Here is a 13,591-nt window from a genome sequence, read left to right as displayed (position 1 = left end):
TCTTTATGAAAATCGCAATTGTAGGCACGGGTTACGTGGGCCTGGTGACGGGCACGTGCTTTGCCGAAGTGGGCATCGACGTAACGTGCATCGACATCGACCAGAAAAAAATCGATAACCTGCACCAAGGCATCTTGCCGATTTACGAGCCGGGCCTCGAAGAAATGGTCAGCCGCAACGTGGAAAAAGGGCGCTTGCATTTTTCTACCAACATCGGCGAAGCCATCAAGGATTGCGACGTGGCCTTCATCGCCGTGGGCACGCCTCCCGGCGAAGACGGCTCGGCCGACCTGAAGTACGTGCTGGCCGTGGCCCGCAGCATCGGCGAGAACATGAACAGCTACGGCGTCATCGTGACCAAGAGCACGGTGCCCGTGGGCACGGCCGCCAAAGTGCGCGCCGAAATCGAAAAAGCCCTCGAAAAGCGCGGCGAAACCATTGAGTTCGACGTGGCTTCCAACCCTGAGTTCCTGAAAGAAGGCGCCGCCATCGACGACTTCCTCAAGCCCGACCGCATTGTGGTGGGCGTGTCGTCGGAGCGCGCCGAGGAGGTGATGCGCCGCCTCTACAAGCCCTTCCTGCTGAACGGCCACCCCATCATCTTCATGGACATTCCGTCGGCGGAGATGACGAAATACGCCGCCAACTCGATGCTGGCCACCAAAATCAGCTTCATGAACGACGTGGCCAACCTGTGCGAAATCATGGGCGCCGACGTGAACAAAGTGCGCCAAGGCATCGGCTCCGACGCCCGCATTGGCACCAAGTTCATTTACCCCGGCATCGGCTACGGCGGCTCCTGCTTCCCCAAAGACGTGAAAGCCCTCATCAAAACGGCCGAGGAAAACGGCTACAAGATGCAGGTGCTCAAGGCCGTGGAAAGCGTGAACGAGGACCAGAAATCGGTGCTCTTCAACAAAGTAAGCCGCCACTTCGGCGGCAACCTCAAAGGCCTGAAAATTGCCCTGTGGGGCCTGTCCTTCAAGCCCAAAACCGATGACATGCGCGAGGCTCCCTCGCTGGTTATCATCGAGAAGCTGCTGGCTGCCGGCTGCACCGTGACGGCCTACGACCCCGTGGCCATGCCCGAGGCGCAGCACATGATTGGCGACAGCATTACCTACGCCAAGGACGAATTTGCGGCCCTCATCGACGCCGACGCCCTGCTGGTGGTGACCGAATGGCCCGATTTCCGCTCGCCCAACTTCGACGTGGTGGCCCGCCTGATGAAGCAGAAAGTCATTTTCGATGGCCGCAACATCTACGAAGCCAGCGAGCTAAAAGCCCTCGGCTTCGCCTACCACTGCATCGGCGTGCGCACCGACCACCAGGAGCCGGTAAAGGCGTAATTGGATTAACGTCTGTCATCCTGAGCGCAGCGAAGGACCTTATCACGGCTGCATTCATTCAGGATTACTTTTTTATTGGAGCGTCGCGGAGGTGATAAGGTCCTTCGCTGCGCTCAGGATGACAAAACATATATGTCAGAAGAAAAAAAACGCGTCCTGATTACCGGCGGAGCTGGTTTTCTGGGCTCCCACCTGTGCGACCGGTTCCTGAAAGAGGGCTACCACGTGGTGGCCATGGACAACCTGATTACGGGTTCGCTCCAGAACATTGAGCACCTGTTTGGCCGGCCCGACTTCGAGTTCCACCAGGCCGACGTGAGCAAGTTCGTGTTCGTGCCCGGCAAGCTGGACTACATCCTGCACTTCGCCTCGCCGGCCTCGCCCATCGACTACCTCAAGATTCCGATTCAAACCCTGAAAGTGGGCTCGCTCGGCACGCACAACCTGCTGGGCCTGGCCCGCGTGAAAGGCGCCCGCATGCTGATTGCCAGCACCTCCGAAGTATACGGCGACCCGGAAATTCACCCCCAGGTGGAAGAGTATTTCGGCAACGTGAACCCCGTGGGGCCCCGCGGCTGCTACGACGAAGCCAAGCGTTTCCAGGAGGCCATCACCATGGCCTACCACAACCACCACGGCCTGGAAACCCGCATCATCCGCATCTTCAATACCTACGGCCCGCGCATGCGCTTGGACGACGGCCGCGTGTTGCCGGCGTTCCTCTCGCAGGCCCTGCGCGGCGAGAACCTGACTGTGTTCGGCGACGGCTCGCAAACCCGCTCGTTCTGCTACGTGGACGACCTGGTGGAAGGCATTTACCGCCTGCTGCTCAGCGACTACCACTTGCCCGTGAACATCGGCAACCCCTCGGAAATCACCATCAAGGAGTTTGGCGAAGAAATTGCCCGCCTCACCGGTGTCGAGTTCAAGCCGACCTACCAGGCCCTGCCCGAGAACGACCCGATGAAGCGCCGTCCGGACATCACCAAGGCCAAGGAAATCCTGGGCTGGGAGCCCAAGGTAGACCGCGCCGAAGGCCTGCGCCGCACGTTGGAGTATTTCAAGGAGCACGTCAAGTAATTGACGCGCAGCCTCAAAAAAGCAATTGGCACGACTGGTTTTCGAAACCGGCCGTGCCAATTGCTTTTTTGGCCTTTCATCCCCGACTTTTGCTTGCATGGCTGATTATCCTGCGCCGCATCTTATTGAATTTCCGAAGCTGGGCGCGCCCGATATCGGCTACATTTCGGTGGGCGAAAACATGGCCAGTTCTTTGCCCTTTGCCGTGCAGCGGGTGTTCTGGACGTACTACACCCCGGAAAGCATTGTGCGGGGCCGGCACGCCCACCAACGCACCGAGCAGGTGCTGATTGCGGCGGCGGGCCGCCTCATCGTCACCACGGAGCTGGCCGACGGCGACATCCAGATTTACCGCCTTGAAACCCCCTGCGTGGGGCTCTACATTCCGCCCTGTGCGTGGCACACTATTCAGTATTCGCACTCGGCGGTGCAGCTGGCGCTGGCGTCGCAGCCCTACAGCGAGGACGACTACATTCGCGACTACGACACTTTCCGGCAGCAATGGAGCCGCAAAGCGTAGCCGGCCTGGTGGCGGCGCGGGCAGCAGCGCTGGGGTTTTATTCGCCTTATTACTTTTTGCGGCAGCTGCCCCTGGAGCGGCAGCAGGAGCTTTTCGGCACCGGGGCCGCCGCGCGCTGGGGCTCGCGCCAGGGCGAAGAAACGTACGCCCCGCCCACGGCGGGCGGCCCGGTGCATTGGCTGTGGCAGCAACTGCCGTGGGATTCTGCCCACTTTGGCACCCCGATGGTGCGCCTGTTCACGGGCCTGTTTGGGGCCGCCATGACGCCTGAGGAGCTAACGCGGGCCGCCGTGGCCCTGCGCGCGCACCTGGCGGAGCAGCACGGCGCTTTCTATGCGTTTGGCCTGGTGCCGGCCGAAGACGGGCAACTGCTGCAGGCGCTCACGGCGGCCGGGTGGCGGCTGGTGGAAACCCGGCTCACGTTTTACCGCGACCATTTGGCCGATTTTGACTTTCCGGCCTCCGCCGTGCGGGCCGCGGCGTCGGCGGAGGCCGCCCACATTGGCCGGATTGCCGCGGCGGCCCGCAACCCCTACGACCGGTTTCATGCCGACCCGTGGTTTGGGCCGGCCCGGGCCGACGCCTACCTGGCCCGTTACGCCGAAAACACGGTGAGCGCGGGCCTGGCCGCCACCGTGCTGGTGCCCAACGAGCCCGCCCTGCCCGTGGATTCTTTCCTGGCCATCAGCGACCTGAGCGCCGACGCGGCGGCGCTGGGCACGCGGCTGTCGCGGGTGCTGCTGACGGCCGTGGGGCCGGCCAACCGGGGCTGGCACCTCAAGCTGGTGGCCGAAACGCTGCGCCGGGCCCGGAAGCACGGCCACGGCGCCGTGCTGATGACCACCCAGGCCACCAACCACGCCGTGTTTCGGACGGCCGAGAAGCTGGGTTTCCGGCTCGGGGCCACCAGCCATGCGTTGGCGTGCGACAGCCCTTAACTTTGGCGCGCTAATGCGCTGCCGCCGGCGAATTGTTTTCGCCCCGCCCGGCCCCTTGCCGCCCGTTTTATGCCCAAGCTTTCCGTCATCATTCCCTGCTATTACAACGAGGAGAATATTCCGGTGACGACGCGGGAGTTGATGGCCAACGAGGCAAATTTCCCTCCGGAGGTAACGTTTGAGTACATTTTCGTCAACGACGGGTCCGGCGACGATACGCTGGGGGCCCTGCGCCGCGTGCAGGAGCAGTTTCCCGGCCGCATCCGGGTGGTGGACCTGGCCGGCAACGTGGGCTCTTACAACGCCATTGTGGCCGGCATGGCCCACGCCACCGGCGACTGCCAGGCCGTCATCACAGCCGACCTGCAGGACCCGCCCGAGCTGATGGCCCGCATGTATGGGCACTGGCAGCAAGGGTTTAAGCTGGTCATCGGCAACCGGCAGGACCGCGAAGAAACCGGCTTCTCGTATACCCTGGCCAAGCTGTTTCATTGGCTGATGAAGAACCTGGCGCTGCGCAACATCCCCGACGGCGGCTTCGATTTTGTGTTTTTCGACCGGCAGGTGGCCACCGAAGTGCTCAAGCTGCACGAGCGCAACTCCAACGTGTTCTACCTGATGGTGTGGCTGGGGTTTGCCTACGTCAACATCCCGTACACGCGGCGCAGGCGCCAGATTGGCACCTCGCGCTGGACACTTTCCAAGAAAATCAAGCTGTTCATCGATTCGCTGATGGCCTTCTCCTTTGTGCCCATCCGCGCCATTTCGGGGCTGGGCCTGGGGCTGGGCCTCGTCGCGCTGGTTTACGGGATGTACGTCATTGCCCTCAAAATTCTGCATCCCAACGAGCCCGCGGGCTGGACCACCCTCATGGTGGTGCTGCTGGTGGTGTCGGCTTTTCAGATGATAGCCCTGGGCGTGATAGGTGAATACGTGTGGCGCGGGCTGGACGCGGCCCGGCAGCGCCCCCTCTACGTGGTGCGCGACGTGTATGAGTAGCCGCCAACCCAGTTCGGGACCGTCCCTTAAGAGAGTGAAAAGATGATGTTGATAAGTGTGCAGCTGCTGGCGGCGGCGGCGGGCGGCCTGGGGCTGAGCTACGGCCTGGGCGCAGTGCTCGTGCGGTGGCTGCGCCCGGCGGCCGACGAAGCTTTTTTTGCCATTTTCCTGCGGTTGCTTAGCGGGCTGGCCCTGCTGGCGGGCGGCTACGCCATTCTCCAGACGCGTGGCGCCACCACCTTGCTGCCGGTGCTGCTGCTGGTGCTGGGCGTGCTGCACGCCCTGCGCGAAACAGCGGGCCCGGGGCCGGTTTCCACGTTCGCTTTTCCTTGGCGGCGGTACCTGGGCTGGGGGCTGGGCATGGGGCTGCTGGTGTTTGCCGGGCAGTTTTTGCTGGTGTACGAGCCGGGCGCGGCGTTTCTGCAAACGCCGTTTCACGACTACGTGTACTACAGCCGCCTCACGCTGCCGCTCAACCATTTGGGCATCGAAACCAATTCGCTGGAGGTGCTGTACCCGCAGTTTCAAACCGCGCAGCCCTACCATTATTTCGGCTTGTGGCTCAATGCCCTGGCCGTGCGCGTCACGGGACTGCCCTCCGTCTGGGTCTGCTTCGTGAGCGTGGCCAGCGTGCTGCTCACGGTGAGTGCGGTGGGCTTTGCGGCCATTTACGCGCACGGTGGGCTGCGGCCCGGGTGGGCGGCGGTGCTGGGGCTGGCCACGCTCACCGTCACGGGCACCTGCTGGCCGTACCTGACGCGGTTTCCGGCGGTGGTTCACGGCTCTCTGCTGGCGCACCTGCCGCTGGTGCTGAACCCGAAGCTGGGCTCCATTTACTTATTTGAGCTGCTGAGCGTGCTGCTGCTGCTGCGCCAGCGCTACCGGGCAACCGGACTGGCCCTGGCCACCGTGACGCTGGCGTTCATTTCCACAGCGGCGGCCATCGGCATCGGGGCGGTGGGCCTGGCGCTGTACCTGCGGGCCACCGGGCGGGCGTCGTGGCGCGAGGCAGCGGCGCTAGTGCTGCCCACGGCGGGGGCGGGGCTCTTGCTGGGACTGTTTTACCTGCTACGCCCCGAGCCGTTTCAGTTTCCGGGGGCGGAGCGGGCCGTGGCGCTGGCCACCATCGTGCCGCCGCTCAGCGAAGCGCGGCTGGTGCTCAACATTGCCATCGGCGCGTTGCTCACGTACGCGCTTTACTACGCGGGCTACGCCGGGCTGGTGGCGGCGCTGGGCTACCGGCAAGGCCCCCACGCCCTGGACCCCGCCCACCGGCCGCTGCTGGCCTGGGCCGCGGCCACCGTGCTGGGTGCGGCCCTGATGCGCGCCATCGGCCACCACTACCTCGACGGGTTTCAGTTTTTTTCCAACCCCATTCTGCCCCTCTCGGCGGCCGTGCTGGCCGTGCTGCTGGGCCGTGCGGTGCGGGGCCCCGGCGCCACGCGGCCCCTGCTGGCCCTGGCCGGCCTGGCCGGGTTGGCCCTGCTCAACGCCCGCACCGACAGCGCCGGCAACGGCCGCTTTTCCGACCAGTTTTTGCGGCAGGTGGGGCCAGTGCTGCGCAGCCTGCCCAACCGCGGCGGGTACCTGTTGGCCGATGCCGACTACGAAAACGCTTATATGCTGTGGGCTGATTCCTACACGGCGGGCACCTACGTGTCCAATTTTAAAAACGACTACCAGCTGCTGTCGCTGTCGGCGCTGGTGCCCGACAGCCTGGACACCGACCCGCGCTTTGCGCGCAGCGCCATTGAAGCGCGGCAAGCCCAGCGCAACACCACGCTCTACCGGCTGGGGCAGTTCGAGCGCCTGGCAGGCCGCCCAGTGCCGCCCGACAGCCTGCCGGTGGCAATGGTGCGGCGAGCCGGACTGGCGTTCATTTGCGCCTCGCGCCGGGCCGTGCTGCCACTTTCGCTGCGCCCGCTGGTGCGCACGAGCTACCATGACGCTACCTCGGGCGAAGTGCTGTACGTGCTGAAGCCAGCGGCCCCGCCGACCATGCAACAACCCAATACTGCTGAGCTAATTGAGGCAGGCCAAAAATGAATAACGCGGCTCAGAATCGATAATCTGTAAAATGGAATCGAACGGGCGAAAAGCGCGAGTAACCCTATTTAGCGCTACCGAAAGCAGCCCAGCCACAAGAAGATGCCGCCGCTGATGCCGGGTCGGGTAGGACCCTGCTATCTTTGCAGTCCATAATTCTGCTTCTCCGGCCTCGTTCATGACCATTCCATTTCTCTCTTTTGCCCCGCAGCACGACCCCATCCGCTCCGAAATGCTGGCCGCCATGGCCGACGTCTACGACAGGCAGTGGTACGTGCTGGGCGAGCAGGTAAAGGCTTTCGAATCTGAATACAGCACGTTCAATAAGGTGGCTCACACCATCGGCGTAGCCAACGGCCTCGACGCGCTGCACCTGGCGCTGGAGGCCCTGGGGGTGCAGCCCGGCGACGAAGTCATCGTGCCCAGCAATACTTACATCGCCACTTGGCTGGCCATCTCATTCGTTGGCGGCGTGCCGGTACCCGTCGAGCCCAACCCGCGCACCTACAACCTCGACCCCGCCCGCCTCGAAGCCGCCATCACACCGCGCACCAAGGGCATCATGCCGGTGCACCTCTACGGCCAGGCCTGCGAGATGGGCCCCATCCAGGAAGTGGCCCGGCGCCACGGCCTGTGGGTGGTCGAAGACAACGCCCAATCGCAGGGCGCTACCTGGCAGGGCGGCCTCACCGGCAGCTTCGGCCAGGTGAACGGCACCAGCTTTTACCCCGGCAAGAACCTGGGCGCCCTTGGCGACGCCGGCGCCGTGACCACCAACGACGAAGCCCTGGGCACCAAAATCCGCACGCTGCGCAACTACGGCTCGCAGCAGAAGTACTACAACGAAGTCATCGGCCACAACTCCCGCCTCGACGAGCTGCAAGCTGCCGTGCTGCGCGTGAAACTGCCGCAGTTGCCCAGCTGGACTGCCCAGCGCCAAGGCGTGGCCGCCCTCTACGACCAGCACCTCGCCGGCATCGAAGGGCTGCAGCTGCCGGCCGTGGCCGACGGGGCCACCCACGTCTACCATCTCTACGTGGTGCGCACCAACCAGCGCGACGCTCTGCAAACCCACCTCACCGAGGCCGGCATCGGCACCCTCATTCACTACCCCGTGCCGCCGCACCGCCAGCAGGCCTACGCCCACCTCAACATTCCGGCCGGCACCTACCCCATAGCTGAAGAACTGGCCGCGACCAGCCTGAGCCTGCCCATGTGGCCCGGCATGACGGAGGAACACGTAGTAGCCGTGGCCGCTGCCGTGCGCGAGTTCTTCGGCCGCTAGCTGTTGACTGCTTTTTTACGCTATACTCCTCCCATGTCGGTTCCTCGTCTGATTGAGTTTTCCAAAATAGGCTCTCCCGCCCTGGGGTATATCACGGTGGGCGAAAACAGCACCTTGCCATTCATCGTGCAACGGGTGTACTGGACGTACTTCACCCCCGATTCCGTGATTCGGGGACACCATGCCCACCACGATTTAGAACAGTTAATTTTTGCCACCAGCGGCCGGATTGAGTTCGTGCTCGAAGGGCTGGACGGCAAGTCCGAAACCTTCGTGCTCGATTCTCCCAACCTCGGCCTCTACATTCCCAAGCTGTACTGGCGCACCATCAAGTTTTCACACAACGCGGTGCTCATGTGCTTGGCTTCGATGGAGTACAGCGAAGACGACTACATCCGCGAATACAACCATTTTAAAGCGCTGGCTGCTACGACCAATGCCTGATTCCACACCCACCGACCGCCCTTATTACTGCCACCCCCAGGCCCTGGTGGAAAGTACGGCCATTGGCGCCGGCACTCGGGTATGGGCCTTTGCGCACGTGTTGCCGGGCGCCACAATAGGCACCGGCTGCAACATCTGCGACCATTGCTTTGTCGAAAACAAGGTCACCATCGGCAACGACGTAACCCTGAAGTGTGGCGTGTATCTCTGGGACGGCATCGTGCTGGAAAACAATGTTTTCGTGGGGCCTAATGTGGTGTTCACCAACGACGTACGTCCACGCAGTAAAAACGCCGCATATGCTTTGCTGCCCACGGTGGTGCAGCACGGTGCGTCGCTGGGGGCCAACTCCACTATTCTCGCTGGCATCACCATTGGCCGGTACGCCCTGACGGGCATCGGCGCCGTGGTCACCCGCGACGTGCCCGCCTACGCGCTGGTGTACGGCAACCCCGCTCGCCAGCACGGCTGGGTTGATGAACAAGGCGATAAGTTGCTGCCAGTGCCCAATCAGCCTGGCCACTGGCACGCAGCCGCAACCGGCGCCCGGTACCACGAAACGCCCGCCGGCCTGGAGCCCGTGGCGAACACCGTGGCAGCCATATGAGCCCTGCTGCTTCCGCGCTAGGAACTGGGCCATTGGTCAGCATCGGCGTCGCTTCGTATAACAACGCGGCTTATATCGTCGAAACGCTGGAAAGCATTCGGAATCAGACGTATCCGCATTGGGAATTGGTGGTGGTCGATGACGGTTCTAAAGACGACTCCGCCGAATTGATTGCGGATTGGCTTAAAACCCATTCCGAAGTGAAAGGGCAATTGTTGGTGAACAACCCCAACCGAGGCGTGTGCCATACCTTCAACCGGTTTCTGAACGCTGCCAAAGGAAAATACATCTCCATTATCGGTTCCGATGACCTTTTCCTGCCCGAGAAACTCACCGCTCAGGTGGCGCTGCTTGAAGCTGCCTCTGCCAAAGTGGGATTGGTGTACAGCGACGTAAGCAAAATTGACCCGGCTGGCAAGGTCATCGTTCCGTCGGTATATGAGACGGGCCAAATTACGCCTTTCTCGGGTAATGTGTGGTTGGAAATGCTGAAAACCAATTTCCTGGGCGCCATGACCGTGCTCATCCGCCGCGAGTGCTTCGACCAAGTGGGACCCTTCGATGAAAATTTGGCCTATGAGGACTGGGACATGTGGCTGCGCATATCCCGCGAGTTTGATTTTCTGTACCAGCCCGAAGTCACCTGTCACTACCGCATTCACGGCGCTTCGGCCCTGCACAAGCGCCGCGCCCAGATTATCGAAACCAACCTCCGCCTGCTGCAAAAGCACGTGGGCGTGAGTCCGGAAGGCGATGCCATCATCGCCCGCCACCTGCGCGAGTTCTCGGAGCAGCTCTACCTGCTGGGTAGCCCCGACAGCGTGAAGTGGCTGCGCCGGAGCTGGCAGCAGCACCGGCACGCACGCGGTCTGGCCTTGCTGCTGGCTGCCCACCTGGGCGTGCCCGCTACCGCGGTGGCTAGCGCTTTCGGAACCCTCAAGCGGGTGACGGGCAAAGGCGGCACGAACGTGGCGGCCGGTCATTAAATTATTTACGCAGTTCCCAGAAGCACATCATGCCTACAATTCGCGGCATTCGTTTCCGCTTGGCCCAAGCGTTGCGCCAAACGGCCGACCGGCTATTCGCGCCTCTCGGCGGTGGGTCCATCCGCGACATTGGGCTGGGCAAGCTGGGGCCGGCGGCGCCCCGCGCGCTGGTGGTTTATGTGATGCACGCCATGCCATACTACGTGGCCGGCAAGCTCGAAAGCGCGCCCATGCTCAACGAGCATTCCATGTACTGGGAGATTGCCGAGATGGTGCGCCAGCTGAACGAGCGCGGCTACGTGGTCGATTTCTATGACGTGTTCTGCCCCGAGCCCATCGACTGGCCGCGCTACGCCGCCGCTTTTGTGCAGAGCGACCGACTAGCCGAATGCCCCCCCGAACTGCCGGTCAAAAAAGTTTTCTACTGCACCGAAAACCACTGGGCCTTTCAGAACCTGGCCGAGATGATGCGCATCAAAGCGTTTCGGGACCGCACCGGCATTTGGGTGCGGCCCGAGCGCCAGACCCGCATCAGCTTCTCCGATGAGTACGCCGATTACATCACCCTGCTGGGCACGCCCTTCCAGGGCCTGCTCTACAACGCGCGCCCCGAGCGACATCAGCTCGATATTTCCGTGGCCGAGGTGCCGGCGCACGTGCCCAAAAACGTGCCCGCCGCCCGCACCAACTTTCTGTGGCTAGGCAGCGGCGGCGCGGTGCTCAAAGGGCTGGACCTGGCCGTGGAAGCATTTCGCGAACTGCCGGAAGCTCACCTCTACATCGCGGGCGGCATCGAACGGGAGCCGCGCCTCTGGCAGTGGCTCAAGCCGCTGCTCGACGCGCACCCCAACCTGCACTACCTGGGCTGGGTCGACGTGGCCAAGCCGGCCTTCGCCAAAATCGCCAACAACTGCATCGGCGCCGTGTATCCTAGTGCTTCGGAGGGCGGGGGAGGGGCGGTGGCCCAGCTGCTGCATTTCGGCCTCATCCCCCTTGTGACGCAGACCGCCACGGTGCGGGCCGCCCACTTGGGCTTTGAAATTGCCAGCCAGGAGCCCGACGCCATCATTGCCGCCATGCGCGAGCACGTGCAAACAATGCTGGCCTGGCCCGAAGCCGAGTTGGCCCGACGCTCGGCGGCGGTGCAAGCCTTTGCGGCGGCCCACCACACCCGCCCCGCTTACGCGGCCAGCTTCGCTGCCCTGCTCGACCGCATGGCTTTGTAAAGCCATAGCGTGTTACACGCGCTAAGCTGACGTACCTTTGCCTCGGCCAACCGGAACAGGGATGGCTCACCAGGATTCTTTTTGTTGCCCCACTTTATGTCAAAGACCTACGTAGTCATCACCTCTATTTTCGCTCCTACTAAAGCAGTTACCAAGATTGCGGCCATGCCCGAATACCAGCTCGTGGTGGCCGGCGACAAAAAATCGCCCGCCGACTGGCAGGCCGACGGCGTGAAATACCTGTCGGTGGCTGCTCAGGAAGCCCAAGGGTTCCGCATGAGCGAAAAGCTGCCGTTCAACCACTACGGCCGCAAGATGTTGGGCTACCTGCACGCCATTCAGGCCGGTGCCACGGTCATTGTGGACACCGATGACGACAACATTCCCTATGATGGCTGGGTATTTCCGGCCTTTGAAGGCCAGTTTGACACCGCGCCGGCCGATAAAGGCTTCGTGAACATCTACAAGAACTTCACCAGCCACCACATCTGGCCCCGCGGCTATCCGCTGGACCTGATTTTGAACGACGACCACAACCTGAAAGAGGCCGACCTGACGGCCGAAACGGCTAAAATCGGTTTCTGGCAGGGCTTGGCCGATTCCGACCCGGACGTGGATGCCATCTACCGCTTGGTCGACAACACCGAGATTTTCTTCGACAAGCGTGCCCCCATCGTCCTGCCCGAAGGTACGCTCTGCCCCTTCAACTCGCAGAACACGGCCGTGCGCCAGGAGCTTTTCCCGCTGCTCTACCTGCCGGCCTACGTTACGTTCCGCTTCACCGACATTCTGCGCGGTCTGGTGGCCCAGCCCATCATGTGGGCACACGGCTACCGCCTGGGCTTCACCGAAGCCACGGTGCTGCAGGAGCGCAACCCGCACGATTACGTGAAGGATTTTGAGTCGGAAATTCCCTGCTACCTGCACCCCAACCGCGTGATTGCGGCCGTGAAGCGCGCCATCGACCCGGCCAACACCGTGAGCGAAAACCTGCGCCGCGCCTACGCCGAGCTGGCCAAGGAAAACATTGTGACGGCCCAGGAAATCGAACTATTGGATTTGTGGCTGGCCGACGTGGCCGCGTTGACCAAGTAAGCTTTCCCGATGCAGGAGTTTCCTTCCCTTTCCATCGTCATCCCGTCCTGGAACCAAGGCCGGTTCATCGACCGTACGCTGCTCAGCATCCTGAAGCAAGATTACCCCGGTGCGGTGGAAATCATCGTGTCGGACGGCGGCTCGACCGATGAAACCGTCGACGTACTGAAGAAGTATGGCGACCGCCTCATCTGGTGGTCGGCGCGCGACAAAGGCTTCGTCGACGCCGTGACCAAGGGCGTGGCCCGCGCCACCGGCGAGATTCTGGCCATTCAGAGCTCCGACGATTACTACCTGCCCGGCGCGTTTCGGGCCATGGCGGCGGCGTTTCAGCATTACCCCAAAGCCAGCTTTATTTCGGGTGGCGAATACGCCATCGACTTGCAAGGCAACATCGTGAGCAGCAGCAGCCCTACTGGGGACATTACGCCGCGTTCCATTCTGTTTCAATCCATTCCGCCGCAGCACGCCACTTTCGTCAAGCGCAAGTTCTTTGAGGAAACCGGCGGTATGCGCCGCGAGGTGGACATGTGTGCCGACATCGACCAGTGGTATCGGGTAGCCCACCTGGCGCCCGGCCGCTACATCTCCGACATGCTGGCCGTGTACCAACTGCACCCCGACCAGCGCACCACCACCAGCGATAAGTGGTACCCGAATCTGGTGAAAATGGTGGAGCTGTGCGAGCAGGAGCCCCGCTACGGCCAGAAGTTTCGGCTCAGCGACGACGAGCGCCGCAACCTCTACACCTACTGGGAAATCAACTGGACTGGCAAGCGCGACATGAGCGCCGCCCGGCCCATTGCTTTCCGCAAGCTACCCGGCCTGTTAAGCTATAGCCCTCGCACCCAACGCATGATTCTGGGGGCCAGTGTAAATCCGATTATCAAAAAGCTTTTGCCGAATGCTATATTCCGGCAGCCTGCGGCCGGAAGCATAGCTACTACGACTCCTGTGGAACTGGACTGGTGGAAAGAAACTGAAAAATAACCTGTTTATAGCAAACTAGCGTGGTT

The 13,591-nt window shown here is 62.4% G+C and carries 13 protein-coding genes; all 13 read left to right on the top strand.

Features of this window, described 5'->3' with window-relative positions; all coding sequences use genetic code 11:
* Window positions 1–5: 5 nt before the first annotated feature.
* Window positions 6–1,349 carry a UDP-glucose dehydrogenase family protein gene (locus I2H31_RS13765; protein WP_196293618.1) on the top strand — a complete coding sequence of 448 codons (1,344 nt, stop codon included), beginning with the start codon at window positions 6–8 and terminating at the stop codon, window positions 1,347–1,349.
* A 132-nt stretch (window positions 1,350–1,481) separates the two neighbouring features.
* The gene (locus tag I2H31_RS13760; protein ID WP_196293617.1) at window positions 1,482–2,429 is read left to right on the top strand and encodes a UDP-glucuronic acid decarboxylase family protein; all 948 of its coding nucleotides are present in this window, start codon (window positions 1,482–1,484) and stop codon (window positions 2,427–2,429) included.
* Between the two features lie 97 nt (window positions 2,430–2,526).
* Window positions 2,527–2,949, top strand: coding sequence for a sugar 3,4-ketoisomerase (locus I2H31_RS13755; RefSeq protein ID WP_196293616.1), 423 nt, complete (start codon window positions 2,527–2,529; stop codon window positions 2,947–2,949).
* Window positions 2,931–3,887: a GNAT family protein gene (locus I2H31_RS13750; RefSeq protein ID WP_196293615.1), complete on the top strand. Its 957-nt coding sequence runs from the start codon at window positions 2,931–2,933 to the stop codon at window positions 3,885–3,887. Before I2H31_RS13755 ends, I2H31_RS13750 begins: the two co-directional genes overlap by 19 nt.
* Before the next feature lie 69 nt (window positions 3,888–3,956).
* Entirely contained in the window at window positions 3,957–4,886 is a 930-nt protein-coding gene (locus I2H31_RS13745) for a glycosyltransferase family 2 protein (protein ID WP_196293614.1), read from the top strand.
* 42 nt (window positions 4,887–4,928) lie between these two features.
* Complete coding sequence (locus I2H31_RS13740) at window positions 4,929–6,932, top strand: hypothetical protein (RefSeq protein ID WP_196293613.1); 2,004 nt, start codon at window positions 4,929–4,931, stop codon at window positions 6,930–6,932.
* A gap of 178 nt (window positions 6,933–7,110) precedes the next feature.
* Window positions 7,111–8,217, top strand: a complete 1,107-nt coding sequence (locus I2H31_RS13735; protein WP_196293612.1) for a DegT/DnrJ/EryC1/StrS family aminotransferase — start codon at window positions 7,111–7,113, stop codon at window positions 8,215–8,217.
* 33 nt (window positions 8,218–8,250) lie between these two features.
* Complete coding sequence (locus tag I2H31_RS13730) at window positions 8,251–8,661, top strand: sugar 3,4-ketoisomerase (RefSeq protein ID WP_196293611.1); 411 nt, start codon at window positions 8,251–8,253, stop codon at window positions 8,659–8,661.
* Window positions 8,654–9,268, top strand: a complete 615-nt coding sequence (locus I2H31_RS13725; RefSeq protein ID WP_196293610.1) for an acyltransferase — start codon at window positions 8,654–8,656, stop codon at window positions 9,266–9,268. The genes I2H31_RS13730 and I2H31_RS13725 overlap by 8 nt, the downstream gene beginning before the upstream one ends.
* Window positions 9,265–10,254, top strand: coding sequence for a glycosyltransferase (locus I2H31_RS13720; RefSeq protein WP_196293609.1), 990 nt, complete (start codon window positions 9,265–9,267; stop codon window positions 10,252–10,254). The genes I2H31_RS13725 and I2H31_RS13720 overlap by 4 nt, the downstream gene beginning before the upstream one ends.
* A gap of 29 nt (window positions 10,255–10,283) precedes the next feature.
* Window positions 10,284–11,480, top strand: a complete 1,197-nt coding sequence (locus I2H31_RS13715; protein ID WP_196293608.1) for a glycosyltransferase — start codon at window positions 10,284–10,286, stop codon at window positions 11,478–11,480.
* A gap of 96 nt (window positions 11,481–11,576) precedes the next feature.
* Window positions 11,577–12,575, top strand: a complete 999-nt coding sequence (locus I2H31_RS13710; RefSeq protein WP_196293607.1) for an STELLO glycosyltransferase family protein — start codon at window positions 11,577–11,579, stop codon at window positions 12,573–12,575.
* Between the two features lie 9 nt (window positions 12,576–12,584).
* Window positions 12,585–13,565, top strand: a complete 981-nt coding sequence (locus tag I2H31_RS13705) for a glycosyltransferase family 2 protein (protein ID WP_196293606.1) — start codon at window positions 12,585–12,587, stop codon at window positions 13,563–13,565.
* The last annotated feature ends 26 nt before the right edge of the window (window positions 13,566–13,591 follow it).

Origin of the sequence: Hymenobacter ruricola (assembly GCF_015694525.1) — a bacterium.
GTDB classification, from domain to species: Bacteria; Bacteroidota; Bacteroidia; order Cytophagales; family Hymenobacteraceae; genus Hymenobacter; species Hymenobacter ruricola.
The sequence above is the reverse complement of the archived record's forward strand: the minus strand, read 5'-3'. Positions and strand labels throughout refer to the sequence as shown.

What these genes read in the sequence shown, in the direction of transcription:
- I2H31_RS13765 (WP_196293618.1), top strand. Translation starts at nt 6, where the DNA reads ATGAAAATCGCAATTGTAGGCACGGGTTACGTGGGCCTGGTGACGGGC.
- I2H31_RS13760 (WP_196293617.1), top strand. Translation starts at nt 1,482, where the DNA reads ATGTCAGAAGAAAAAAAACGCGTCCTGATTACCGGCGGAGCTGGTTTT.
- I2H31_RS13755 (WP_196293616.1), top strand. Translation starts at nt 2,527, where the DNA reads ATGGCTGATTATCCTGCGCCGCATCTTATTGAATTTCCGAAGCTGGGC.
- I2H31_RS13750 (WP_196293615.1), top strand. Translation starts at nt 2,931, where the DNA reads ATGGAGCCGCAAAGCGTAGCCGGCCTGGTGGCGGCGCGGGCAGCAGCG.
- I2H31_RS13745 (WP_196293614.1), top strand. Translation starts at nt 3,957, where the DNA reads ATGCCCAAGCTTTCCGTCATCATTCCCTGCTATTACAACGAGGAGAAT.
- I2H31_RS13740 (WP_196293613.1), top strand. Translation starts at nt 4,929, where the DNA reads ATGATGTTGATAAGTGTGCAGCTGCTGGCGGCGGCGGCGGGCGGCCTG.
- I2H31_RS13735 (WP_196293612.1), top strand. Translation starts at nt 7,111, where the DNA reads ATGACCATTCCATTTCTCTCTTTTGCCCCGCAGCACGACCCCATCCGC.
- I2H31_RS13730 (WP_196293611.1), top strand. Translation starts at nt 8,251, where the DNA reads ATGTCGGTTCCTCGTCTGATTGAGTTTTCCAAAATAGGCTCTCCCGCC.
- I2H31_RS13725 (WP_196293610.1), top strand. Translation starts at nt 8,654, where the DNA reads ATGCCTGATTCCACACCCACCGACCGCCCTTATTACTGCCACCCCCAG.
- I2H31_RS13720 (WP_196293609.1), top strand. Translation starts at nt 9,265, where the DNA reads ATGAGCCCTGCTGCTTCCGCGCTAGGAACTGGGCCATTGGTCAGCATC.
- I2H31_RS13715 (WP_196293608.1), top strand. Translation starts at nt 10,284, where the DNA reads ATGCCTACAATTCGCGGCATTCGTTTCCGCTTGGCCCAAGCGTTGCGC.
- I2H31_RS13710 (WP_196293607.1), top strand. Translation starts at nt 11,577, where the DNA reads ATGTCAAAGACCTACGTAGTCATCACCTCTATTTTCGCTCCTACTAAA.
- I2H31_RS13705 (WP_196293606.1), top strand. Translation starts at nt 12,585, where the DNA reads ATGCAGGAGTTTCCTTCCCTTTCCATCGTCATCCCGTCCTGGAACCAA.